This window comes from Achromobacter sp. KK8 (genome assembly GCF_054188005.1).
In genome coordinates this window covers 1,929,665-1,953,088 of the sequence record NZ_CM135178.1, presented here as the reverse complement: position 1 = coordinate 1,953,088, position 23,424 = coordinate 1,929,665, and the positions used below count along the sequence as shown (strand labels likewise).

The 23,424-nt window shown below is 69.3% G+C and carries 23 protein-coding genes; 13 read left to right on the top strand and 10 right to left on the bottom strand.

Features of this window, described 5'->3' with window-relative positions; translation table 11 throughout:
* The first annotated feature begins 104 nt into the window (after window positions 1–104).
* Window positions 105–464 (top strand): dihydroneopterin aldolase, encoded by a 360-nt coding sequence (gene folB, locus ACVN9Z_RS09040; RefSeq protein ID WP_006386740.1) that lies wholly within the window; start codon window positions 105–107, stop codon window positions 462–464.
* A 2-nt stretch (window positions 465–466) separates the two neighbouring features.
* Entirely contained in the window at window positions 467–1,483 is a 1,017-nt protein-coding gene (ttcA, locus tag ACVN9Z_RS09035; protein ID WP_054506450.1) for a tRNA 2-thiocytidine(32) synthetase TtcA, read from the top strand.
* Between the two features lie 184 nt (window positions 1,484–1,667).
* Here the strand turns inward: ttcA and ACVN9Z_RS09030 are convergent, their stop codons facing one another.
* From ACVN9Z_RS09030 to apaG, 5 genes are all read right to left on the bottom strand, one after another.
* Window positions 1,668–2,624: a D-2-hydroxyacid dehydrogenase family protein gene (locus ACVN9Z_RS09030; protein WP_437262798.1), complete on the bottom strand. Its 957-nt coding sequence runs from the start codon at window positions 2,622–2,624 to the stop codon at window positions 1,668–1,670.
* 63 nt (window positions 2,625–2,687) lie between these two features.
* Window positions 2,688–3,452 carry a DsbC family protein gene (locus ACVN9Z_RS09025; protein ID WP_458213508.1) on the bottom strand — a complete coding sequence of 255 codons (765 nt, stop codon included), beginning with the start codon at window positions 3,450–3,452 and terminating at the stop codon, window positions 2,688–2,690.
* A gap of 207 nt (window positions 3,453–3,659) precedes the next feature.
* Entirely contained in the window at window positions 3,660–4,829 is a 1,170-nt protein-coding gene (locus tag ACVN9Z_RS09020; RefSeq protein WP_054439385.1) for a UbiH/UbiF family hydroxylase, read from the bottom strand.
* The gene (gene mltA / locus ACVN9Z_RS09015; RefSeq protein ID WP_054485785.1) at window positions 4,826–6,127 is read right to left on the bottom strand and encodes a murein transglycosylase A; all 1,302 of its coding nucleotides are present in this window, start codon (window positions 6,125–6,127) and stop codon (window positions 4,826–4,828) included. The genes ACVN9Z_RS09020 and mltA overlap by 4 nt, the downstream gene beginning before the upstream one ends.
* A gap of 41 nt (window positions 6,128–6,168) precedes the next feature.
* Window positions 6,169–6,543 (bottom strand): Co2+/Mg2+ efflux protein ApaG, encoded by a 375-nt coding sequence (gene apaG, locus ACVN9Z_RS09010; RefSeq protein WP_006386734.1) that lies wholly within the window; start codon window positions 6,541–6,543, stop codon window positions 6,169–6,171.
* A gap of 45 nt (window positions 6,544–6,588) precedes the next feature.
* Here apaG and rpe point away from each other — a divergent pair, with 45 nt between their 5' ends.
* The 6 genes from rpe to trpC all read left to right on the top strand — a co-directional run bounded on the left by rpe (window position 6,589) and on the right by trpC (window position 12,277).
* On the top strand, window positions 6,589–7,308 hold the full coding sequence (rpe, locus tag ACVN9Z_RS09005; protein ID WP_006386733.1) for a ribulose-phosphate 3-epimerase: 720 nt from the start codon (window positions 6,589–6,591) through the stop codon (window positions 7,306–7,308).
* A gap of 12 nt (window positions 7,309–7,320) precedes the next feature.
* A complete protein-coding gene (locus ACVN9Z_RS09000; RefSeq protein ID WP_049051908.1) occupies window positions 7,321–8,028 on the top strand; it encodes a phosphoglycolate phosphatase in 708 nt (235 codons plus the stop codon).
* Between the two features lie 273 nt (window positions 8,029–8,301).
* Window positions 8,302–9,822 (top strand): anthranilate synthase component I, encoded by a 1,521-nt coding sequence (gene trpE / locus ACVN9Z_RS08995; RefSeq protein ID WP_024067527.1) that lies wholly within the window; start codon window positions 8,302–8,304, stop codon window positions 9,820–9,822.
* 59 nt (window positions 9,823–9,881) lie between these two features.
* Window positions 9,882–10,448: an aminodeoxychorismate/anthranilate synthase component II gene (locus ACVN9Z_RS08990; RefSeq protein WP_006392505.1), complete on the top strand. Its 567-nt coding sequence runs from the start codon at window positions 9,882–9,884 to the stop codon at window positions 10,446–10,448.
* 12 nt (window positions 10,449–10,460) lie between these two features.
* Complete coding sequence (gene trpD, locus ACVN9Z_RS08985; RefSeq protein ID WP_006386729.1) at window positions 10,461–11,492, top strand: anthranilate phosphoribosyltransferase; 1,032 nt, start codon at window positions 10,461–10,463, stop codon at window positions 11,490–11,492.
* Window positions 11,489–12,277 (top strand): indole-3-glycerol phosphate synthase TrpC, encoded by a 789-nt coding sequence (trpC, locus tag ACVN9Z_RS08980; RefSeq protein WP_020925475.1) that lies wholly within the window; start codon window positions 11,489–11,491, stop codon window positions 12,275–12,277. Before trpD ends, trpC begins: the two co-directional genes overlap by 4 nt.
* 17 nt (window positions 12,278–12,294) lie before the next feature.
* Here trpC and ACVN9Z_RS08975 read toward each other — a convergent pair whose 3' ends face one another.
* A complete protein-coding gene (locus ACVN9Z_RS08975) occupies window positions 12,295–14,196 on the bottom strand; it encodes a sigma-54-dependent Fis family transcriptional regulator (protein ID WP_458213346.1) in 1,902 nt (633 codons plus the stop codon).
* A gap of 228 nt (window positions 14,197–14,424) precedes the next feature.
* On the opposite strand from ACVN9Z_RS08975, the gene adh reads away from it, so the two are divergent.
* Together adh and ACVN9Z_RS08965 are read left to right on the top strand one after the other, a co-directional pair.
* Complete coding sequence (gene adh / locus ACVN9Z_RS08970) at window positions 14,425–15,954, top strand: aldehyde dehydrogenase (RefSeq protein ID WP_110059322.1); 1,530 nt, start codon at window positions 14,425–14,427, stop codon at window positions 15,952–15,954.
* An 89-nt stretch (window positions 15,955–16,043) separates the two neighbouring features.
* Window positions 16,044–16,421: a DUF779 domain-containing protein gene (locus tag ACVN9Z_RS08965; RefSeq protein WP_327761091.1), complete on the top strand. Its 378-nt coding sequence runs from the start codon at window positions 16,044–16,046 to the stop codon at window positions 16,419–16,421.
* Window positions 16,422–16,457: 36 nt separating this feature from the next.
* Here ACVN9Z_RS08965 and ACVN9Z_RS08960 read toward each other — a convergent pair whose 3' ends face one another.
* The 3 genes from ACVN9Z_RS08960 to ACVN9Z_RS08950 all read right to left on the bottom strand — a co-directional run bounded on the left by ACVN9Z_RS08960 (window position 16,458) and on the right by ACVN9Z_RS08950 (window position 17,555).
* Window positions 16,458–16,622: a hypothetical protein gene (locus tag ACVN9Z_RS08960; protein WP_162838332.1), complete on the bottom strand. Its 165-nt coding sequence runs from the start codon at window positions 16,620–16,622 to the stop codon at window positions 16,458–16,460.
* Between the two features lie 82 nt (window positions 16,623–16,704).
* Entirely contained in the window at window positions 16,705–17,349 is a 645-nt protein-coding gene (locus ACVN9Z_RS08955; protein WP_053501003.1) for a 2-hydroxychromene-2-carboxylate isomerase, read from the bottom strand.
* Window positions 17,346–17,555, bottom strand: a complete 210-nt coding sequence (locus tag ACVN9Z_RS08950) for a DUF2917 domain-containing protein (protein ID WP_006384403.1) — start codon at window positions 17,553–17,555, stop codon at window positions 17,346–17,348. Before ACVN9Z_RS08950 ends, ACVN9Z_RS08955 begins: the two co-directional genes overlap by 4 nt.
* Before the next feature lie 202 nt (window positions 17,556–17,757).
* Here ACVN9Z_RS08950 and ACVN9Z_RS08945 point away from each other — a divergent pair, with 202 nt between their 5' ends.
* On the top strand, window positions 17,758–18,678 hold the full coding sequence (locus ACVN9Z_RS08945; RefSeq protein WP_047993076.1) for a LysR substrate-binding domain-containing protein: 921 nt from the start codon (window positions 17,758–17,760) through the stop codon (window positions 18,676–18,678).
* Window positions 18,679–18,955: 277 nt separating this feature from the next.
* Complete coding sequence (locus tag ACVN9Z_RS08940) at window positions 18,956–21,046, top strand: LTA synthase family protein (protein ID WP_227740116.1); 2,091 nt, start codon at window positions 18,956–18,958, stop codon at window positions 21,044–21,046.
* 65 nt (window positions 21,047–21,111) lie between these two features.
* Here ACVN9Z_RS08940 and selD read toward each other — a convergent pair whose 3' ends face one another.
* The gene (gene selD / locus ACVN9Z_RS08935; RefSeq protein ID WP_047993077.1) at window positions 21,112–22,173 is read right to left on the bottom strand and encodes a selenide, water dikinase SelD; all 1,062 of its coding nucleotides are present in this window, start codon (window positions 22,171–22,173) and stop codon (window positions 21,112–21,114) included.
* Window positions 22,174–22,315: 142 nt separating this feature from the next.
* Here selD and ACVN9Z_RS08930 point away from each other — a divergent pair, with 142 nt between their 5' ends.
* Window positions 22,316–23,419, top strand: coding sequence for a transglutaminase-like domain-containing protein (locus ACVN9Z_RS08930; protein ID WP_053514652.1), 1,104 nt, complete (start codon window positions 22,316–22,318; stop codon window positions 23,417–23,419).
* Window positions 23,420–23,424 lie beyond the last annotated feature (5 nt).

Sequence of the window (23,424 nt, the reverse complement as noted above, 5' to 3'; positions counted from 1 at the left end):
TCGCCGCCCCCGCGCGGGCGCCCGGCCATGGCCGGATTGTAGCCAGCGCGCCGGCCCGGTCCGCCGCCGCCTTACAATTCCGGGATTCCACCCAGGTTTTCATCATGCCCACACGCCGCATCATCCTTTCCGGGCTCGCGCTCGACGCCCGCATCGGCATCCTCGAACACGAACGCCGCGCCACCCAGCCGCTGCACGTCGACGCCGAGTTCGACGTCGACATCCAGCGCGCGGTCGACGACCACGATATCCACAGCGTGCTGGACTATCGCCGCCTGCGCGAGGCCATCGTCGAGGAATGCACCCAGGCGCACGTGAACCTGATCGAAACCCTGGTGGAACAAGTCGCCGCGCGCCTGTTGGCCGACTTCCATGAAATCCGCTCGCTGCGCCTGCGCATCAGCAAGCCCATGGCCTTCTCCGACTGTGCGGCGGTGGGCGTGGAAATCCAGATCTCGCGTTGACCATGAACGATATCGCCTCCCCCGACATCCGCGCCGTGGCGGACTCCACTGATGCGGTGGCGCCGACCGGCGCCGTCTCCGTGGCCGGCCCCGACGACAAGAAGGCCCGCCACGAAGGCAACAAGCTCACCAAGCGCCTGGCGCGCGAGACCACCCGCGCCATTTCCGACTACAACATGATCGAGTCGGGCGACCGCGTCATGGTGTGCCTGTCGGGCGGCAAGGACTCGTACGCCATGCTGGACATTCTGCTCCAGCTGCAAAAGCGCGCGCCGTTCCCGTTCGAGCTGGTCGCGGTCAACCTCGACCAGAAGCAGCCCGGCTTCCCGGCCGACATCCTGCCGCGCTACCTGACCGAGCTGGGCGTGAAGTTCCACATCGAGACGCAGGACACCTATTCGATCGTCACCCGCGTGCTCGAAGAGGGCAAGACGATGTGCTCGCTCTGTTCGCGCCTGCGCCGCGGCATCCTGTACCGCGTGGCCTCGGAACTGGGCGCCACCAAGATCGCGCTCGGCCACCACCGCGACGACATCCTGGGCACCTTCTTCCTGAACCTGTTCTACGGCGGCAAGGCCAAGGGCATGCCGCCCAAGCTGGTGTCCGACGACGGCCGCCACACGGTCATCCGCCCGCTCGCCTACGTGCCGGAAACCGACCTGATCGCCTACGCCGAACTCAAGCAGTTCCCGATCATTCCCTGCAACCTGTGCGGCTCCCAGGAAAACCTGAAGCGCAAGGAAGTCGGCCGCATGATCAAGGAATGGGACAGGCAGCACCCGGGCCGCTCGTGGAACGTCTTCAACGCCCTGTCGCGCGTGGTGCCGTCGCACCTGATGGACCGCGACCTGTTCGACTTCGTCGGCCTCAAGCCGACCGGCGTGCCGGACGCCAACGGCGACACCGCCTTTGACGCGGTCGATCCGTCGGATGACGCGGACGAGGCCTGTGGCGACACGCCCGCCACGCCCGACGCGGCCGGCATCGTCGAAAAGAAAGTGACCTTCACGCGCGGCTGAACGCGGCGTGGGGGCCCTTTTCATCGCCGAGCCGCCTCAAGATGAAAACGCCCCCTTGGGGGGGCAGCAAGCCGAAGGCGCCGCGTGGGGGCCCTTTTTCATCGCCGAGCCGCCTCAAGATGAAAACGCCCCCTTGGGGGGCAGCAAGCCGAAGGCGCGGCGTGGGGGCCTCCCCCCCTGGCGCTCAGCCGTTCAGCACCCGCACCGGCTGGCCATCGCGCCAGGCCTTCACGGCCTCCAGCGCGTTGCGGTAGAAGGCCTCGAAGTTCTCGCGGCTGACGTAGCCCAGGTGCGGCGTCAGGATGACGTTGTCCAGGTCGCGCACGCTGTCGGTGGGCGACAGCGGCTCGTCGGGAAACACGTCCAGCCCGGCGCCGGCGATGCGGAACTTCACCAGCGCGTCCATCAGCGCCGCCTGGTCCACCAGGCCGGCGCGCGACGTGTTCACCAGGTAGGCCGTCGGCTTCATCGCGGCCAGCGCGGCGGCGTCGACGATGTGGCGGCTGCGATCGGACAGGATCAGGTGCAGGCTGACGACGTCGGACGTCGCGAACAACCCGTGCTTGTCGACCCGCGTGACGCCCGCCTCGGCGGCGCGCTCGTCGGTCAGGTTGGGGCTCCAGGCCACCACGTCCATGCCGAACGCCAGCCCGACCTTGGCCACCGCCGCGCCCAGCTTGCCCAGTCCCAGCACGCCCAGCCGCTTGCCGGCCAGGGGCTCGGGCATGCCGGTCTGCCACATGCCCCGACGCATGGCGGCGTCTTCGGCGGGCAGGTGCTTGAACAGCCCCAGGATGTGGGCCCAGGCCAGTTCGGCGGTGGCGGTGTTGGCGTCGGCGCTGCCGGGCGCGCCGCTGACCACGATGCCCTGCGCGGCGCAGGCCTGCATGTCGATGGCGTTGTTGCGCATGCCGGTGGTGACCAGCAGGCGCAGGTTCGGCAGCGCGCGGATGCGGCCGGCGGGGAACGGCGTGCGTTCGCGCATGGCCACGATCACCTCGAAGGGTGCGAGCGTGGCCTCGACCTGCTCGTCGGGAATGAAGTTGTTGAAGATCCGCACTTCGGCGTCGCCGCCGAGGGATCCCCAGTCCGCGTAGCGCTTGGCGACGTCGTGGTAATCGTCGAGTATTGCGATTTTCAAGTTAGTCTCCGGGTGGCGTGGCGCTCGCTGCGCCAGCCGCCCGGCCGGCGCGACCCGCGCCGGTCAGTTCAGTCGTGCCTTGAGTTGGTCCAGCGGCAACGCGCCGCTGGTGCGCGAGCCGTCGGCGAAGAACATCGTGGGCGTGCCGCGCACCATCAGTTGCTTGCCCAGCGCCAACAACTTGTCCTCGGGCACGCTGCAATTGGCGGTGGCCGGCTTCTGGCCGCGCAGCATCCAGTCGTCCCACGCCTTGCCCGGGTCCGCCGAGCACCAGACGTCACGCACCTTGACGTTGGAGTCGGGCGACAGGATCGGGTACAGGAAGGTGTAGACGGTGATGTTGTCGACGTCTTCGAGCGTCTTGCGCAACTGCTTGCAGTAACCGCAGTTGGGGTCCTCGAAGATCGCGACCTTGCGCGAGCCGTCGCCCTTGACCTGCTTGATGGCCAGGTCCAGCGGCAACTGGTCGAACGGGATGGAACCGAGCTTTTCCTGCGCCTCGCGGGTGACGTCGCGGCGCGTCATGGCGTCGATCAGCGGACCTTCCATCACCCAGGTCACTTTTTCATCGGTGTAGATCAGGTCCATGCCCAATTGCACCTCGAACAGCCCGTAGGGCGTGCGGCGCACGGCGGTCACGTCCATGCCGGTGAAGCGCTGCTTGAAACGTTCCTTGACCGCATCCGCCACGGGATCGACGGGCGCCACCTGGGTGGTGGAATAGCTCTTGCTGCCCTTGCCCGCCTGGCCGACCGTGCTGGTGGAAACGGCCTTGTCGCCCGTTGCCTGCGCTTGAGCGCTGGCGAACAGGCCCAGGCCCGCGGCCATGAGGCAGGCGGCCAGCGTGGCGGAAAAACGGAAATTCATGGGGACTCCTGTATTTAGCGTGACGTATCGCCCTCGTTGGCCGAAAGCGTAACCGATCCGACGAAAGGGGCTGGCCGGGGGCTTGCCGGAATCAGACCCCCCGGCGCCCTGCGGGTTCCGTGCCGGGCCGGCGGCGTCAGTGCATCGACCGGCGCGGGCCGGTGCGATTCAGTTCGTCGAGGCCCCGGCGATCAGGCGCCGCTTGACCAGCGGGACCCGCTCGACCCAATGCATGCCGGCATTGCGCAACCACACCAGCGGCGTGGCATGCGAACCGAACAGCTTGTGCAGCCCGTCGGTGGCCAGCCGCAAGGCCAGCACCGGCTCGGCGCGGGCGCGCTGGTAGCGATGCAGCACCCGCAGGTCGCCCGCCTGGCGGTAGGGTTCGCGTCCGGCCACGGTGCGGGCCAGCGCCTCGACGTCGCCCAGCCCCAGGTTCAGGCCCTGCCCGGCCAGCGGGTGCAGGCGGTGGGCGGCGTCGCCGGCCAGCGCGATGCCGGGCGCCACCATCTGGGCACGCTCCAGCGTCAGCGGAAAGCCATGCAGCTTGCTGCGCACCTTCAGGCGTCCCAGGCGGCCCTGGGCCGCATGTTCCAACAGCGATTCCAGGCGGGCCGCCTGCGCATCCGCGGGCAAGGCCAGCAATTCCCGCGCCTGCGCGTCGCGCATGGACCAGACCATCGATACCTGCGGGCCGTCGGCCGTGTCCGGCAGCGGCAGCAGCGCCAGCACGCCGTCGTCGCGGAACCACTGGAAGGCGGTGCCCTGGTGGGCGCGCTCGGCGTCCAGGTTCACCACCAGCCCGGTGTCGTGGTAGGAAACGGCGTCATGCTTGAGGCCGGCGGCGGTGCGCAGCGGCGACGCGGCGCCATCGGCGCCGACGAACAGCTCGGCCTGGATGCGGGCGCCGCTCTCGGTTTCGATGGCGCCGGCCTGGTAGCCGGTGCAGCGGTCTTCCAACCACGGGATGCCGAACATGCGCACCGCCTGGATCAGCACCCGCTCGATCTCGCCGGACTCGACGATCCAGGCCAGTTGCGGCAGGGCCGCCTGCCAGGCGTTCAGGTGCACCAGGCCGTCGGCGTCGCCATGGATCTCCATGGCCTGCACCGGCGTCAGCCGCGCGGACGGCATCGCGTCCCACACGCCCAGCTCGGCCAGGAAACGCTGGCTGGCGGGCGAGATGGCGTAGACGCGCGCGTGGTAATGGTTGGGATCGGCCGGTGGCACGGTCGTGCGCGGCGCCAGCAGGGCCACGCGCTGGCCGCGGCGGGCCAGCGCCAGGGCCGAGGACAGGCCGACGATGCCGGCCCCGCAAACCACGATCTGGTGTGTCATCTTGCGCTCGGCTCCCCGGCCTGCTTCGGCCACAGCAGCCACATCTGGCCGCGTTGCTTCATGCGCCCGGCCTGCTGGCCGGCCTCGTCGCCGTAGCCCCAGTAGAAGTCTGCGCGCGCCGCGCCGCGGATGGCGGTGCCGGTGTCCTGGGCGAACACCAGGCGTTGCAACGGCCGGTCGGAGGCCGGGAAGGTGGTGGCCAGGAACACCGGCGTGCCCAGCGGCACGAAACCGGCATCCACCGCGATCGCCCGCCGCGGGGCCAGGTTGACGCCATAGGCGCCCTTGGGGCCGAGCTCGGGATCGATCACCGGCTCTTCGCGGAAGAACACCACGGCCGGGTTGGCGTTGAGCATCTCGGGCACGCGCTTGGGATTGCGCTGCGCCCACGCGCGGATGTTCTGCATCGAGGCCTGGTCGGCCGACAGCTCGCCGCGGTCCGCCAGCCAGCGGCCGATGGACACGTAGGGCTGGCCGTTGTGGTCGGCGTAGGCCACGCGGATGGTCTTGCCGCTGTCGGGGCCGTCGGTCAGCAGTACGCGGCCCGAGCCCTGCACCTGCAGGAAGAAGTTGTCGACCGGGTCGTCGACCCACACCACCACCGGCGGGCGGCGGCCGGTCGACTCGATGGCCGCGCGGGTGTCATAGGGCACCACGCGCTTGCCGTCGAGCTTGCCGCGCACGCGCTTGCCGGCCAGTTCCGGATAGACCGAGCCCAGGTCGATCGTCAGCAGGTCGGCCGGCACCGCGTACAGCGGCCATTGGTAGTTGCCGCCCTGGCGGCGCGAGCCGCGCACCAGCGGCTCGTAATAGCCGGTGACGGTATTGGCGGCCGGCTTGCCGTCGGCCGCGTTCAGGCGCCAGGGTTGCAGGTAGGTCTGCAGGAAGCGGCGCACGCCCTCGGGATCGTTGGCGGCGGGCGCCCGGGCCGGATCGGCCGCGGCGGCACAGACGGGCTGCCAGGCGCGCGGGGTGGCGCGGGCGGGCGCGGCCAGGTTGCCGCTGGTCGGGCGCATCAGCCCCTTGCAGTTGCGCAGGAACAGGGGCCAGAACTGGGCCAGGTCGTCGCTGCTCCAGCCCGGCATCTCGGCCCAGGTGCCGGCCTTGTATTTGCCGGCCAGGGCGCGCGGCGGCGTATCGGGCAGGGCCGACAGCGCCGGCACCACCAGCGGACCGTCGACGGCCGCCGGGCGGGCGCCGGAAACGCCGGGTTCACCGGATTCGGGCGGGATCTCTGAGGTGGTGGTACATGCCGCCAGCAGGACCGACAGCACGGACAGGCTAAGAATGCGCTTCATGAGCAGATGGAAAACCGTACAACGTATGGCCGCGCCCCGCGTCAGTGCAGGGTGCGCGGCATGGCCAGGACGAATTCGGAAATCGGCACTTCGAACGGAATGCCGTTCTCGCCGACGCAATGATAGGTGCCGCGCATCGTGCCGACCGGCGTGGGCAGGGGGCAGCCGCTGGTGTATTCGAAGGTCTCGCCGGGCGCCAGCAGGGGCTGCTGGCCCACGACGCCCAGCCCGCGCACTTCCTGCACGCGCTGGTTGCCATCGGTGATAATCCAGTGGCGGCTGATCACCTGGGCCGGATGCTCCCCGGTATTGGTGATGCGCACGGTATAGGCGAACACGTATTGCTGTTCGCCGGGATCGGACTGTTCAGGCACGAAGCGCGGAGTGACAGAGACGCTCAGGTCGTAGGGTTTCACAGTCCTTTCCTGTGTGGCACGAGCAAGCTGCAATAATGGCACATTATGCCTTCACCCACCCCGAACGCCATGTCTACCACCACCCGCATCACCCCCAGCATCCTGTCCGCCGACTTCGCCCGCCTGGGCGAGGAAGTGCGTGACGTCGTCGCCGCCGGCGCCGACTGGATCCATTTCGATGTGATGGACAACCACTACGTGCCCAACCTGACCATCGGCCCGATGGTCTGCGCGGCGATCCGTCCCCATGTTTCCGTGCCGATCGACGTGCACCTGATGGTGGAGCCGGTGGACGCCCTGGTGCCGATGTTCGCCAAGGCCGGCGCCAACTACATCAGCTTCCACCCCGAAGCCAGCCGCCACGTCGACCGCACCCTGTCGCTGATCCGCGAGAACGGCTGTAAGGCCGGCCTGGTGTTCAACCCCGCCACGCCCCTGTCGTACCTGGACCACGTCATGGACAAGGTCGACCTGGTGCTGATCATGTCGGTCAACCCCGGCTTCGGCGGCCAGAGCTTCATCCCGGGCGCGCTGGCCAAGCTGCGCGAGGCCCGCGCCCGCATCGACGCCTGGACCCAGGCCGGCGGCCACGAAATCGTGCTGCAGGTGGACGGCGGCGTGAAGATCGACAACATCGCCGAAATCCGCCGCGCCGGCGCCGACACCTTCGTGGCCGGCTCGGCCATCTTCGGCAAGCCCGACTACCCCGGCATCATCAAGTCCATGCGCGAGCAGATCGCCATCGGCGAAACCACCGCCGTCTGAGGAATACCCGCCATGACTCCCTTTCGCGCCGCGCTGCTGGACCTGGACGGCACCCTGCTCGACTCCATCCCCGACCTGGCCTTCGCGGCCAACGCCATGCGCGTGGAACTCGGCATGATCGCGCTGCGCGAGGATGTCGTGGCCACCTTCGTCGGCAAGGGGGTGGACAACCTGGTGCGCCGCAGCCTGGCCGGCAGCCTGGACGCCGCCGCCCCGTCGCCCGAGGACTTCGCCCGGGCGCGCGAGGCCTTCTACCGGCACTACCACCTGGTCAACGGCGAACGCGCCCAGGTCTACCCGGGCGTCATCGAGGGCCTCAAGCACATGCGCGAGCAGGGCCTGAAACTGGCCGTGGTCACCAACAAGCCCACCGAATTCACCCTGCCGCTGCTGCAACGCACCGGCCTGGCCGGGTTTTTCGACGCGGTGGTGTGCGGCGACACCTGCTCGCGCCGCAAGCCCGACCCCGACCAGGTGCTGCACGCCTGCGAACTGCTGGGCGTGACGGTGGCCGAGGCCGTCACCATCGGCGATTCCATCAACGACGCCCAGGCCGGCCGCAGCGCCGGCACCCAGGTGCTGGTGGTGCCGTATGGTTACAACGAAGGCCGTGACGTGCGCGAGCTCGATGTCGATGGTATAGTGGACACGCTCGTCAACGCCGCCCAGTGGGTGGAGCTCTGGAATCAAAACCAGAACGCCGCGAAAGCCCAGGCCTGAAGCCGGGGTCCGCGCCCTTGACGGCACACTTGAACATCGAACCGCTATCACCTGATGAACGTTTCCATCCAGAACCAAATGCTCGGCGCCTCGTGGCGCTGGTGGCGTTTGTCTTCCGGGTGGCGATGATTCCCTTCCCGGCCCTGGACGCGTCCCCGCCTCCCAGCGCCGATACTGTGTAGAACACAGAGCCAAGCCCGGAACCAGTAACCTGGACCGGGCTTTTTGTTGTGTGCCCGGTCCCCAGCAGATACCCATCGCCCCGAGACCGACATGACCGAAATCGAATTCAAAGCCCTCGCCGCCCAAGGCTACAACCGCATCCCGCTGGTGGCCGAGACCTACGCCGACCTGGACACCCCGCTGGGCATCTACCTGAAGCTGGCCCATGCCGGCCCGCAGGCCGGCCGCATGACCTGCCTGATGGAGTCGGTGGTGGGCGGCGAGCGCTTCGGCCGCTATTCCTTCATCGGCCTGCCGGCCCGCACCGTGATCCGCGCCAGCGGCACCCGCACCGAGGTGCTGCACGACGGCAAGGTGGTCGAGACCCACGACGGCGACCCGCTGGCCTTCATCGAGCAGTACCAGGCCCGTTTCAAGGTGGCCCTGCGCCCCGGCATGCCGCGCTTCTGCGGCGGCCTGGCCGGCTACTTCGGCTACGACACCGTGCGCCACATCGAACCGTGCCTGGGCCCCGCCGTGAAGCCGTTCCCGGCCGGCATGGAAGGCGGCACGCCCGACCTGATGCTGATGCACGTGGACGAGCTGGTCATCGTCGACAACCTGGCCGGCCGCATCTACCTGATGGTCTACGCCGACCCGGGCCAACCCGAAAGCTACAGCCGCGCCCAGCAGCGCCTGCACGACCTGCGCGCGCGCCTGCGACGCCCGGTGGAAATCCCCTACAGCCACGCCAGCATGCAGACCGAAGAGCGGCGTGACTTCAAGAAGGAAGACTACCTGGCGGCCGTGCACCGCGCCAAGGAACACATCGCCGCCGGCGACCTGATGCAGGTGCAGATCGGCCAGGTCATCGCCAAGCCGTTCCGCGACTCCCCCCTCTCCCTCTACCGCGCCCTGCGGTCGCTCAACCCCTCCCCCTACATGTACTTCTGGAACTTCGGTGACTTCCAGGTGGTGGGCGCCTCGCCCGAGATCCTGGTGCGCCAGGAGCGCGTGGTGGTGGACGGCGCGCCCAAGTCGCAGGTCACCATCCGCCCGCTGGCCGGCACCCGCAAGCGCGGCGCCACGCCCGAGGAGGACGCCGCCCTGGCCGCCGAGCTCAAGGCCGACCCCAAGGAAGTGGCCGAGCACGTGATGCTGATCGACCTGGCCCGCAACGACGTCGGCCGCGTCGCCGAGGTGGGTTCGGTCAAGGTCAGCGACACCATGGTGATCGAGCGCTATTCGCACGTCATGCACCTGGTGTCCAACGTCACCGGCAACCTGAATCCCGGCATGAGCAGCATGGACGTGCTGCGCGCCTCGTTCCCGGCCGGCACCCTGACCGGCGCGCCCAAGGTCGAGGCCATGAAGATCATCGACGAGCTCGAGCCCGTGCGCCGCGGCATCTACGGCGGCGCGGCCGGCTACCTCAGCTACGGCGGCGAAATGGACGTGGCCATCGCCATCCGCACCGGCGTCATCAAGGACGGCACGCTGTACGTGCAGGCCGCCGCCGGCATCGTCGCCGACTCCAACCCCGAAGCCGAATGGGCCGAGACCGAGGCCAAGGCCCGCGCCGTGCTGCGCGCGGCCGAGCAGGTCCAGCACGGCCTGGACGAGCCCATCTGAGACGCCCGCCGCCCCCCATGACCGCCCCGGGCCGCGAATCGGCCCGCCTGGAGAAAAAAATGCTGTTGATGATCGACAACTACGACTCGTTTACCTACAACCTGGTCCAGTACTTCGGTGAACTGGGCGAGGATGTGCGCGTGGCGCGCAACGACCAGATCACCCTGGAAGAGATCGCCGCGCTCAACCCCGACCGCATCTGCGTGTCGCCCGGCCCGTGCTCGCCGGCCGAGGCCGGCATCTCGGTGCCCGTCATCCAGGCCTTCGCCGGCAAGAAGCCGATCCTGGGCGTGTGCCTGGGCCACCAGGCCATCGGCGCCGCCTATGGCGGCAACATCGTCCGCGCCCAGCAGATCATGCACGGCAAGACCGTGCGCATCTCGCATACCGGGACGGACATCTTCACCGGCCTGCCGACGCCGTACACTGTCATCCGCTACAACTCGCTGACCATCGACCCGGCGACGCTGCCCGAGTGCCTGGCCGTGACCGCCACGGCGCCGGACGGCGACATCATGGGCGTGCGCCACAAGACGCTGCCCCTGTACGGAGTACAGTTCCACCCCGAATCCGTGCTCAGCGAACACGGCCACGCCCTGCTGCGCAATTTCCTGAACCTCGCCTAAGAAGGACGCACCGTGACGATCTCCCCCTCTGAAGCGCTGACGCGCTGTATCGAACACCGCGAAATTTTCCACGACGAAATGCTGCATCTGATGCGCATGCTGATGCGCGGCGAGATGTCGCCGCAGATCGCAAGCGCCTTGCTGATGGGCCTGCGCGTGAAAAAGGAAACGGTGGGTGAAATCACCGCGGCCGCGCAGGTCATGCGCGAATTCGCCACGCCGGTGGTCACGCCCAACCCCGAAGACCTGCTGGACATGTGCGGCACCGGCGGCGACGGCAGCCACACCTTCAACATCTCCACCACCGCCATGTTCGTGGCGGCGGCGGCCGGCGTGCCGATCGCCAAGCACGGCAACCGCAGCGCGTCCTCGTCGAGCGGCAGCGCCGACGTGCTGGAAGCGCTGGGCGCCAACCTGGTGCTGACCCCCGAACAGGTGGCGGAATGCATCCAGGCCACTGGCATCGGCTTCATGTTCGCGCCGGCGCACCACGGCGCCATGAAGAACGTGGCCGCGGTGCGCAAGGAACTGGCGGTGCGCACCATCTTCAACATCCTCGGCCCGCTGACCAACCCGGCCGGCGCCGCCAACCAGTTGATGGGCGTGTTCCACCCCGACTTGGTCGGCATCCAGGTGCGCGTGCTGGAACGCCTGGGCTCGCGCCACGTGCTGGTGGTGCATGGCAAGGACGGCATGGACGAAGCCTCGCTGGGCGGCGCCACCATGGTGGGCGAGCTCAAGGACGGCAAGGTCAGCGAGTACGAAATCCACCCCGAGGACTACGGGCTATCCATGATGTCCAACCGCGGCATCAAGGTGTCCAATCGCGAACAGTCGCGCGAGCTTGTCATAGAGGCGCTGGACAATGTCGAGGGCACCGCCCGCGACATCGTCGCGCTCAATGCGGGCCTCGCCATCTACGCCGGCAATAAAGCCGATTCCATTCCCGCAGCGTTAGCGCTAGCATTTGAACTGATTTCCACCGGCGCGGCGCGAGCCAAGCTGGAAGATTTCTGCGCATATACCCGGAAATTCCAGAAATGAACGATATTCTCGCGAAGATCCTCGCCGTCAAGGTCGAGGAAGTCGCCGCCGCGCGCCAGATGCGCAGCGAAGCCGAAGTCCTGCGCGAGGCGCAGGCGCGCCAGGACGTGCGCGGCTTCGCCCAGGCCATCGAAGACAAGATCTCGCAGGGCAAGGCCGGCGTGATCGCCGAGATCAAGAAAGCCTCGCCGTCCAAGGGCGTGTTGCGCGAGACCTTTCAGCCCGCTGAAATCGCCTCCACGTATGCCGTGCATGGCGCGGCCTGCCTGTCGGTGCTGACCGACGTGCAGTTCTTCCAGGGCTCGCACGACCACCTGCGCCAGGCGCGCGCCGCGTGCTCGCTGCCGGTGCTGCGCAAGGACTTCGTGATCGACCCCTACCAGATCATCGCCGCCCGCGCGATGGGCGCCGACTGCGTGCTGCTGATCGTGGCCGCGTTGACGCCCACGCAATTGCGCGAGATGGAAACCCTGGCGATGGAACTCGGCATGGACGTGCTGGTGGAAGTGCATGACGCCCAGGAACTGGACGTGGCGCTGACGCTCAAGACGCCGCTGCTGGGCATCAACAACCGCAACCTGCGCACCTTCGAGACCAGCCTGCAGAACACGCTGGACCTGCTGCCGCGCATCCCGGCCGGCAAGCGCGTCGTCACCGAAAGCGGCATCCTCACGCCGCAGGACGTGCGGCGCATGCGCGAACACAAGGTCGATGCCTTCCTGGTGGGCGAGGCCTTCATGCGCGCCCCGGACCCGGGCGCCGAACTGGCGCGCCTGGTGGGCTGAGCCGCACCGCGGCGTGTTCAGCGTGGACGCGCCAGCCCCAGCGCCGCCGCGCGCCGGTACAAGGTGCTGCGATGCACGCCGAGCGCGCGCGCCGCGGCGCTGACATTGCCCCCGTGCGCGGCCAGCGCCGCGCGGATCGCGTCGTCGGCCATCGCCTGCAGGCTGGCCACCGGCGGCGCGGACGGCTGTGCGGGTGCGCCACGGATGTCCGCCGGCAGCATGTCGTGTTCGACCACGCCTGACGCGCCCGCCAGCACATGCAAGGTGCGCAGCACCGCCGCCAGCTGCCGATAGTTGCCCGGCCAGGCATAGCGCACCAGCGTTTCCTCGATCCCGGCCGGCAACACCGGGCCCGCGCCCTGCGCGGCCCATTGCGCGCGCAGCAATTCGCGCAGGTCGGCGCGTTGGCGCAGCGGCGCCAGGGTCACGGTGTATTCGGCAATGCGGAAATACAGGTCGGCGCGTACCGGGGCATCCACGCCTTCATGCGCCAGCGGCCGATGGGTGGCGCACACCAAGGTGAAATCCACCGGCACCGGCCGGGCCGCGCCCAGCGGCGACACCTCGCGCGATTGCAGCACGCGCAGCAGGCGCGACTGCAGCGCCAGCGGCATGTCGCCGATCTCGTCCAGGAACAGCACGCCGCCGTGCGCCTGCCGCAGCAGGCCCTTGCTGCCCTGGCGGCGCGCGCCGGTGAAGGCGCCGTCCTCGTAGCCGAACAATTCCGATTCGATCAGGCTTTCGGGCAGCGCGGCGCAATTGACCGCCACGAACGGGCCGGCGGCGCGGCGGCTGCGCGCATGCAGCTGGCGCGCGAAGACCTCCTTGCCGGCGCCGGTCTCGCCCTGCAACAGGATCGACACGCCCGCATCCGACAGGTGCACCGCCCGCGCCAGCGCGCCCAAGGTGGCGGCGTCGAAGCTGGCGGTATCACCGCGCGCGATCGGCGCCGGTAACGCCGACGGGGCCGACGGGGCCGACGGGGCCGGCAGGCGCAGCGACGGCGGCGGCGCGACCGGCGCGCGAGAACGGGGCAGGCGCAGCCGGGCGTGGTAGGCAGCGCCGCCACGGGCATGCACGCGCCCGGCCGCGTCGGGCGCATGGTCCAGGTCGCCGTCGAACAGGTCGGCGTAGCGATAGACGCCCAGCGCCGTGGCCGCCAGGCCCAGCGCCTGCATGGCGCGACGGTTGGCGCCCACCAGCAGGTCGCCATGAAAGGCCAGCAGGGCTTCGGCCGGCGTGCCCAGCCCGGACCGGTCGGGGTGCAGGCGCAGCACGGCGCAGGGCTCATGGGCGGCATCGAACAGCTGGTGTTCGATCAGGTCGACCGCCGCGCGCACCAGCGCCAGCACGTCCGGCCGCACTTCGCGCGCGGGGCTGGACAGATCCAGCACGCCCAGCATGCGGCCTTCGCTGTCGGTGATGGGCACCGCGGCGCAGGTCAGGATGCGATTCGGCTCGAAGTAGTGTTCGGCGCCGTCGACGATGATGGGCCGGCCTTCCACCAGCGCGGTGCCGATGGCGTTGGTGCCGGCGGCCGCCTCGTCCCACGGCGCGCCGGGCATCAGGGCGACCCGCGAGGCGCGCTGCGCGAAATCGATGTCGCCGTCGCTGTCCAGCACCAGGCCTTGCGCATCCGACAGGATCACCAGCCCGTCGCTGCCGCCTTCGCGGCGCAGCAAGGACATGGCCGGCTCGGACATCCGCCGCAAGGCTTCATTGCGCTGGCGCGCCTCGCGCAATTCGGCGGCGGTCATGGGTTCCGCGCGGCGCGCGCCGCGCATGTCGATACCCAGGTCGGCGCAGCGGCGCCAGGAGCGCAGGATGGGCTCGGCGACCAGCCCGCCAGGCACGACGCCTTGCTGGTTGAACAGCTGGCGCGCGTGCGTCAGCGACTGCCAACGGGATTGAGTGGCCATGCGTGTCTCCTTGGACGGTGTTCTGCGACACCTGTTCCGCGACAGTGTCGCGAAACGCGACACCCGGTGGCGGCGAACCGCCGCCCACGCCCCTTGCCGGCGCGTGGAAAGGTACTTTCGCACGCGGCAAGCGCGCTTGTCCAGCCGCGTCCCCACACATGGCACGCGGTTTGCTTGATCTGGAACAGGCACCCGACTGCCGTTACACCGACCTATACGGAGACAAGCATGGACATCGCGACCCGCGTCACCCCCGAATCCTATGGCACGCGCCTGGACCTCAGGACGCAGTACGACAACTTCATCGACGGCAAATGGCAGGCGCCCGCCGACGGCGAATACTTCGACAACGTCACGCCGGTCACCGGCCAGGTGCTGACCCGCAACGCCCGCTCGAAAGAGCGCGACATCGAGCTGGCGCTGGACGCCGCGCACCGCGCCGCGCCCAAATGGGGAGCGAGCCCCGCCGCCGAACGCGCGCAGATCCTGATGCGCATCGCCGACGTGATGGAAGCCAATCTCGAACGCCTGGCCACCGCGGAAACCTGGGACAACGGCAAACCGATCCGCGAGGCCCGCGCCGCCGACATCCCGCTGGCGATCGACCACTTCCGCTACTTCGCCTCGTGCATCCGCAGCCAGGAAGGCGGGCTGTCGGAGATCGACCACGACACCGTGGCGTATCACTTCAATGAACCGCTGGGCGTGGTCGGCCAGATCATCCCGTGGAACTTCCCCATCCTAATGGCGGCATGGAAACTGGCGCCGGCGCTGGCCGCGGGCAACTGCGTGGTGCTCAAGCCGGCCGAGCAGACGCCGCTGGGCATCCTGCTGCTGATGGAACTGATCGGCGACCTGCTGCCGCCGGGCGTGGTCAACGTGGTCACCGGCTTCGGCCTGGAAGCGGGCAAGCCGCTGGCCTCCAGCAAGCGCATCGCCAAGATCGCCTTCACCGGCGAGACCACCACCGGCCGCCTGATCATGCAGTACGCCTCGCAGAACATCATCCCGGTGACGCTGGAACTGGGCGGCAAGTCGCCCAACATCTTCTTTGCCGACGTGGCGGCGCAGGACGACGACTTCCTCGACAAGGCCATCGAGGGCTTCGTCATGTTCGCGCTGAACCAGGGCGAGGTCTGCACCTGCCCCAGCCGCGCGCTGATCCAGGAATCGCTCTACGACAGGTTCATGGAACGCGCGCTCAAGCGCGTTGCCGAGATCAAGCAGGGCAACCCGCTGGACGGCGACACCATGCTGGGCGCGCAGGCGTCCACCGAGCAGTTGGAAAAGATCCTGTCGTACCTGGACATCGGCAAGCAGGAGGGCGCGGCGGTGCTGGCCGGCGGCGCGCGCGCGCAGTTGCCGGGCGCGCTCGAAGGCGGCTATTACGTGCAGCCCACCGTCTTCAAGGGCCACAACAAGATGCGCGTGTTCCAGGAAGAGATCTTCGGCCCGGTGGTGGCGGTGACCACGTTCAAGGACGCCGACGACGCGCTGGCGCTGGCCAACGACACGCTCTATGGCCTGGGCGCGGGCGTCTGGTCGCGCGACGCCAACACCTGCTATCGCATGGGCCGCGCCATCAAGGCCGGCCGGGTCTGGACCAACTGCTACCACGCCTATCCCGCGCATGCGGCGTTCGGCGGCTACAAGCAGTCGGGCATCGGCCGCGAGAACCACAAGATGATGCTCAACCACTACCAGCAGACCAAGAACCTGCTGGTGAGCTACTCGCCCAAGAAACTGGGTTTCTTCTGACCCACGGGCGGCGCCCGCCGGTCCGTGCCGCGCCGGCCCATACCGGGCCGGCCCGTCGCGGGCCAGGGTGGCGTCGCGGGAGCTGCATCATGCCAGGACCCACCCCGCGCGTGGTCGCTACCGACACGGCGCGCGCGCTGATCGACACCCTGCGCGCCAAGCATGGCCCGCTGATGTTCCACCAGTCGGGCGGCTGCTGCGACGGCAGTTCCCCCATGTGCTACGCGCAGGGCGAGTTCATGGTCGGCGGCTCGGACGTGCTGCTGGGCGAACTGGAGGGCTGCCCGTTCTACATGGGCGAAGACCAGTTCGCGTATTGGGAGCACACCCAACTCATCATCGACGCCGTGCCCGGACGCGGCGGCGCGTTCTCGCTCGACAGCGCCGAGGGCAAGCGCTTCCTGCTGCGCTCGCGGCTGTATTCGGACGAGGAATGGGCCGCCGTGGCGCCGGTCACGCGCGGTTGAGACCGGCGCTTCGCGCGGCCTCACCCGGGCGGGGCGTCAGGAACGCCGCGGCCCGCCGCCCTTGGCGGCCGGCTCGGCGCCAGCGGTCTCCTGTTGTCGCCACTGGAACGACACGCGGCGGATGCGCGCGGCGCGGAATTGCGTGAACGAACGGCCACCCGGCATGGGTGCGCCGCGTAGCGGGCTGCTGCTGTTTTTCATTGCGGGAAAAGCGTTGGCGGAAAAAACTCTGCGGTGCCGGCGCGCGGCGCCGGCAACCATGATCGAAAGGTGGGCGCCGGGTTCAGCCGGCCGCGGCGGCCCAGGCGCCGACAGGGGCGCGGCGGGTCCAGTCCAGGGCGTCCTCGAGGCGGTCGTTGCCCCAGAACATCTCGCCGTCCACCAGGAAGGTCGGGGCGCCGAACAGCCCCAGGTGGCGGGCCTCGTCGACCCGACGCCGCAGCGCTTCCTTGGCGGCTTCCGACTTGCCGCGCGCGATCAGCGCGTCGGCGTCGAGCGACAGGTCGGTCAGCAGCGTGTGCACCACGTCCTCGGCCTGGATGTCCTGGTCGTGCTGGAAATTGGCGCGGAACACCGACAGGCAGAAATCACGGCCCCAGGGCTCGTCCTGCCCCAGCAGCGCGATCCGGGCGGGCAGCACGCTCATGCGCGGAAACAGGCGCGGCCGGTTGTAGGGCACGCCGTATTTTTCGGCCAGGCGGGCGATGTCGCGCATCATGTAGGCGCCCTTGCCGGGGAACAGGCGGAACGGCGTGTCGTTCCAGCCCTGGGCCTGGAAGATGGGGCCGAGCAGGAACGGCCGCAGGTCGACCCGCACGTCCGCCTGCGCCGCCAGGGCGCCGATGCGCTCGATCGCCAGGTAGCTGTAGGGGCTGGCGAAATCGAACCACATCTCGAGGCGGGGCGTGGCGGGCAGGGGCGCATTCATGACAAAAGCTCCAACGGCTGGGGAACCTGGGAAACCAGGGCGACCTGCGCATCCGGCAGGCCGCTGAGGACGACGTCGCGATCGCTGCCCACGATGATGGACTGGCCGGCTTGCAATACGCTGTCGTCCGGACGGCGGTACTCGGACAGCCAGAGCGCGCCGGCGTGGCACTCGATGCGCAGGCCCGAGGCCCGTCTGAGCAGCATAGTCGAACCCCGGGTCAGGCGAAATGACATTCCCGCAGTGCAACATAACCGGATCATGGCGCATCCCCCCGCCGCAACGGCGGCCATCATGGCGGGCGTGGGCGGCTGGCCACCGCATCACCCGTCGCCTGAGTCATATTGGACGCCGCAGGCGTTATATTGCACAAGCGACATTTCCGCCGCACACGCATGAGTTTTAAGAATGTCATACCCGCTGGCCAAACTTCCCCCGCTTGATCTGGTCCGAGGCTTCGTCGCCGTGGGCCGCCGCATGAGCATCACGCTGGCGGCGCAGGACCTGCACGTGACGCAGTCGGCGGTCAGCCGCCAGATCCGGGCGCTGGAGGCCCACCTGGGGGTGCCGCTGCTGGTGCGCGGTTTTCGCAGCGTGTCGTTCACGTCGGAAGGCGCGCAGCTGTTCCGCATGGCCGACACCTGGCTGAGCCAGTTGGGCGACCTGACCGAGCAATTGCGCGCTCCGGAACGCCGCACGCCAGTCACCGTCACCACCACCATCGGCGTGGCCTCGCTGTGGTTGCTGCCGCGCCTGGGCGACTTCCAGGCCGCCCATCCGCACATCGACGTGCGGGTGGCGGCCGACAACCGGGTCATCGACATCGACCGCGAAAGCGTCGACATCGCCATCCGCTACAGCCTGCGCGACACCGTGCCGGACGGAGCCGTCTGGCTGTTCGGCGAGTCGGTGGTGCCGGTGGCCCATCCCTCGCTGCAGGCGCGCGCCCTGGATGCGCGTGAACTGCAGCGCCACGTGCTGCTGGAGTTCGACGACCCCACCCGGCCCTGGCTGCAATGGTCGGAGTGGCTCAACGCGCGCGGCCTGGGGCGAGTGCGGCCCAAGGGCATGCTGCGCTTCAACCAGTACGACCAGATCGTGCACGCGGCGCTGGCCGGCCATGGCATCGCGCTGGGGCGGCTGGCGCTGATCGCGCCCATGCTGGCGGACAAGCGCCTGGCGACGGTCGGCGGCCAGCCGGCGGACGCCACCGAGCACGCCTACTGGCTGGTGCGCAACGCGCGCCGCAGCACCCCCGACGCCGAGATCGTGACGCGCTGGCTGGTGCAGCAGGCCGCCACCACGGCGCGCCTGCTGGCTCCGGAATAAGGCCTCCCCCGCGAGGCCGAATCCCCCGCCATGCCGGCGCCTGGCGATCGCCAGGCGCTTTTGCGGCTTGGGCGACCGGCTTGGGCGACCGGTTTGTGCGACCCGCTTGGGCGACTCACTACAAGTTCTATACAAACCTTCATAGATTTGCGTTCCCCCTCCTGTAGATTGCGGCCTGCATAGCACGCACGGACCCGAGCTCCCCCCCTGCGAATGAACCCGCGCGCCCCGTTCCCCCGGCGGTCGCGCGGGCCCGTTGCCGCCGTTTCACGGCGCAATGCCCCGCCCTCCTTTCATGGCGCAGATGAAGCTCTTCCGTTCCACCGACGCCTGGCAATCCTGGTTCATCAACTTCCAGCGTTCCTTCCTGATCCTGCTGGCGCCATGGCTGGTGTCCGTGCTGGCGCAGGGCGCCGGCCGCGCCTATCTGCTGGCCGCCTACGCGCCCCCCGGCGCCTACGCGGCGCTGCCGCAGGACGTCAAACGCATGCTGGCGACCGGCCTGCTGTTTGACATCAAGGTCGCGGCGATCGCGTTCTCGGTGCCGCTGCTGGCCGCGCTGGTGCTGGCCGCGCGGCCGGCGGCGCACGCCCTGTGGCTGCGCTGCCTGCCAGGCCTGGGCGCAGTGCTGGCCACCCTGTTCGCCGCCAGCACGGTGGTGAGCGTGTACTACTTCGCCACGTTCTCGCGCTCGATCGACATCTTCGTATTCGGCCTGATGGACGACGACACCCGCGCCATCCTGGCGACGCTATGGCACGGCTATCCGGTGCTGCGGACGCTGGCGCTGCTGGCGGCGGTGCTGGGCGCGACGTACTGGCTGGCGCAGCGCTGGGGCTCGGGCATCATGCGGGCGCGGCTGGCGCGGCGCGCGCTGGTTCCCAGCGCGCTGCGGCTGTTCCTGATCATCGGCGTCACGGTGCTGGCCTGTCGCGGCTCGCTGGGCACCTTTCCGCTCAACAAGGACGACACCGGCATCTCGTCGCTGCGCCTGCTCAACGACATCACGCCCAACGGCATTTCGGCGTTCTTCTGGGCGTTGTCCGAGCGCGACAACGACAAGCGCTTCAGCCCCGTCACCGCTGACGAAGGCGCGCGGCTATATCGGCGTTTCCTGGGACGACCCGGCCGCGATCTGCAACCCTTCATGGCCAGCACCGGCGCCAATCCGCCAGCCCGCGCCCGGCCGCCGCACGTCGTGCTGCAGGTAATGGAAAGCATGGGGCACCACATGAACACCCACGACCGCCCCGGCCGCGACCTGTTGGGCGCGCTGCGGCCGCACTGGCGGCAGGACTGGCGCTTCGACCGCTTCCTGTCCGAAGGCAATGGCACCATCGATTCGCTCAGCCGACTGCTGGTGCGCAGTCCGGTGCTGGCCATCAGCCAATCGTCGGCGGCCAATGCCACCTTCGCCAGCAATGCCTTCACGCCATTCCTGGCGCGCGGCTATCGGGTGGTGTTCGTCACCTCGGGCACGGCCACCTGGCGCAACCTGGGCCGATTCGCCACGCATCTGGGCGCGCATGAGTTCGCCGACCAGCTGACGCTCAAGCACCGCTATCCCGAGGCGCAGGCGGGCGCCTGGGGCGTGCCCGACGAATACATGTTCCGCTACATCGCCGAGCGCCTGGCGCGGGCCGACCGTGACGGTGAACACCTTTTCATCGTCGGCCTGTCCACCACCCACCACCCGCCGTTCCTGGTTCCCGAAGGCGGCCAGCGCGGCGGCCTGGACCTGGGCGATGTCGAACGCCTGCCCTACTACGAAAACTGGACAGGCCTGGAAGACGCCTTCGACACGCTGCGCTACGCCAACGACCAGCTTGGGCGCTTCCTGAGCGGCCTGAAAGGCTCCGCCCAAGGCGCCCGCACCATCGTCGCGGCCACCGGCGACCACAACATCCTGGGGGTCGCCTATTCCGCCGACACCGACGCCGTCCTGGCGCGCGCGGTGCCGTTCTACCTGTATGTGCCACCGGCCTATCGTGGGCAATCGACCTACGATCCGTCACGCCCGGGCAGCCACAAGGACATCCTGCCCACGCTGTACCACCTGAGCCTGCCGGACACTCCCTATTTCCGCAGCGGCTGCGATCTGCTGGCCGCGCGGCCCGATCCGCAATGGTGCTTTGGCTTCAACAACCCGCGCCTGCTGATCACGCGCGACGGCGCCTACCGGCGCGATCATCCCGGACGCATCCTGCCCTGGGCCGGCGCCAGCGGCCTGGCGCTGGCGCCCGAGCGGGTCGCGTCGGCAGCGCAAGCGGCCGAGCAGGAACGGCTGGAAGCGTATGCCCCGCTGCTGCAATGGCAGATCAATCACCAGGTGCAGCACCAGGTGCCATTGCGGCCGGATCGCCCCTGAACCGGCCCGCCGCGCATGCGCGGCGCGCGGCGCGCCGCTCCCGGACCCGAGGCGGCCCGCGCCCGCTAGTCGACGCGCACCAGCGCGTCGCCCGCGACCATGTCGCCGACCACCGAGGCGTCCGCGAAGCCCTGCTCGCGGAACAGCTCCAGCACCGCCTGGGCCGCCTGGGGATCGCAGGCGACCAACAGGCCGCCAGCGGTCTGCGGGTCGGTCAGCAACGCCCGTTCGACATCGGATACGTCCCCGCCCAGCCGCACCGATTCGCCATACGACGCCCAGTTGCGGCCCGACGCGCCGGTGACCACGCCTTCGGCGGCGAAGGCCTGCACGCCTGGCAGCCAGGGCAAGGCCTCGCGCCGCAGCCTGGCGGTCAGCCCCGCGCCGCGAGCCATCTCCAGCGTATGTCCCAGCAGGCCGAAACCGGTGACGTCGGTGATCGCATGGACCCCGTCCATCGCGGCCAGCGCCGCGCCGGGGCGGTTCAGGCGGGTGGTGGTGTCGATCATCACCCGGTACCCGTCGGCGTCCAGCCGGTTCTTCTTCAGCGCCGCCGACAGGATGCCCACGCCCAGCCCCTTGCCCAGCACCAGCACGTCGCCGGCACGCGCATCGGCGTTGCGCTTGATGCGGTCCGGATGCACCAGCCCCATGGCCGCCAGGCCGTAGATCGGTTCGACCGAGTCGATGCTGTGGCCGCCCGCCACCGGAATGCCGGCCTCCTTGCAGACCGACTCGCCGCCGCGCAGGATGTCGGCGATGACGCCGTGCGGCAGCACGTTGATCGGCATGCCGACGATGGCCAGCGCCATGATCGGCGTGCCGCCCATGGCGTACACGTCCGACAGCGCATTGGTGGCCGCGATGCGGCCGAAGTCGTAGGGATCGTCGACGATCGGCATGAAGAAGTCGGTGGTCGCGATCAGCGCCTGCTCGTCGTTGAGCCGGTAGACGGCGGCATCGTCGGCCGTCTCGGTGCCCACCAGCAGGTTGGGGTAGCTGGCGGCCGGCCCGAAGCGCGCCAGCAGCTGCGACAGCACACCGGGCGCGATCTTGCAGCCACAGCCGCCGCCGTGCGACAGCGAGGTCAAGCGCGGCACCGCCGCGGACGCTGCATCCTGGGTCATGTGAATCTCTCCGTAGGTGATGGGGAAAAGGATAGCATCGCGCCCCCGAATGGCCCTATGATGATCCGGCAGCAGGCAGCAACGGACGGCCGCCCGCCATCGGGCGCACCGACAGCCAAACTTCACCGTGCGTGAGGGCTATATGGATCGCCGACACTTCCTCCGTTTCTCGAGCGCCCTGTGCGCCACCCAGGCCGCGGCCCTGCCCCTGGCCGCGCGCGCCGGCCAGGCGCCCGTCAGCGCCGACTGGCGCAGCTTCGAACTGACCACCCACATCCAGGTCCGCGACCCCGGCGCCCATGCGCGCCTCTGGATCCCCCTGCCCTACGCCACCGACACCGGGTACCAGCGCGGCGCGCAGAGCGCCTGGCTGGTCAGCGGCGGCGGCAGCGCGCGGCTGGCGCAGGCGCCCGGCTACGACGTGCGCATGCTGGCGGTGCAATGGCCCGACGCCCAGGCGCCGCGCGAAGTCACCGTGACCAGCCGCTTCCAGACCCGCAACCGCCGCGTCGACCTGACCCAGCCGCCGCCACCCGGCGCCTCGCGCGAAAGCGCCGCCACCCTGCGCGAATACCTCCAGCCCACCGAGCTTTTGCCCACCGACGGCATCGTCAAGACCACCGCGGACCGCATCACCCGCGGCCACCAGGGCACGCTGGCGCGGGCCCGGGCCCTCTACGACTGGGTGGTCGACAACACCTGCCGCACCGCCTCGACCCGCGGCTGCGGCACCGGCGACGTGCGCTACATGCTTGCCGCCAACGACCTGAACGGCAAATGCGCCGACATCAACGCGCTGTTCGTCGCCCTGGCGCGCGCCGCCGGCATTCCCGCCCGCGACGCCTACGGGCTGCGCGTGGCCGATTCGCAGCTCGGCTTCAAGAGCCTGGGCAAGGCCGGCGACGTCACCCGCGCGCAACATTGCCGCGCCGAGTTCTACGCCGACGGCTACGGCTGGGTCCCGGTCGACCCCGCCGACGTGCGCAAGGTCATGCTGGAGGAGCCGCCCGGCGATCTGCCCGCCACGGACGCCCGCGTGCGCAGCGCCCGTGTCATGCTGTTCGGCGCGTGGGAAATGAACTGGGTTGCCTACAACCATGGCCACGACGTCGTCCTGCCCGGCTCCGCCCACGGCGCCGTGCCGTTCCTGATGTACCCCAACGGCGAAACCGCCGACGGCCGCCTGGACAGCCTCGACCCCGACAGTTTCCGCTACACCCTGACCGCCCGTTCGCTGTCCACCTGAACCGG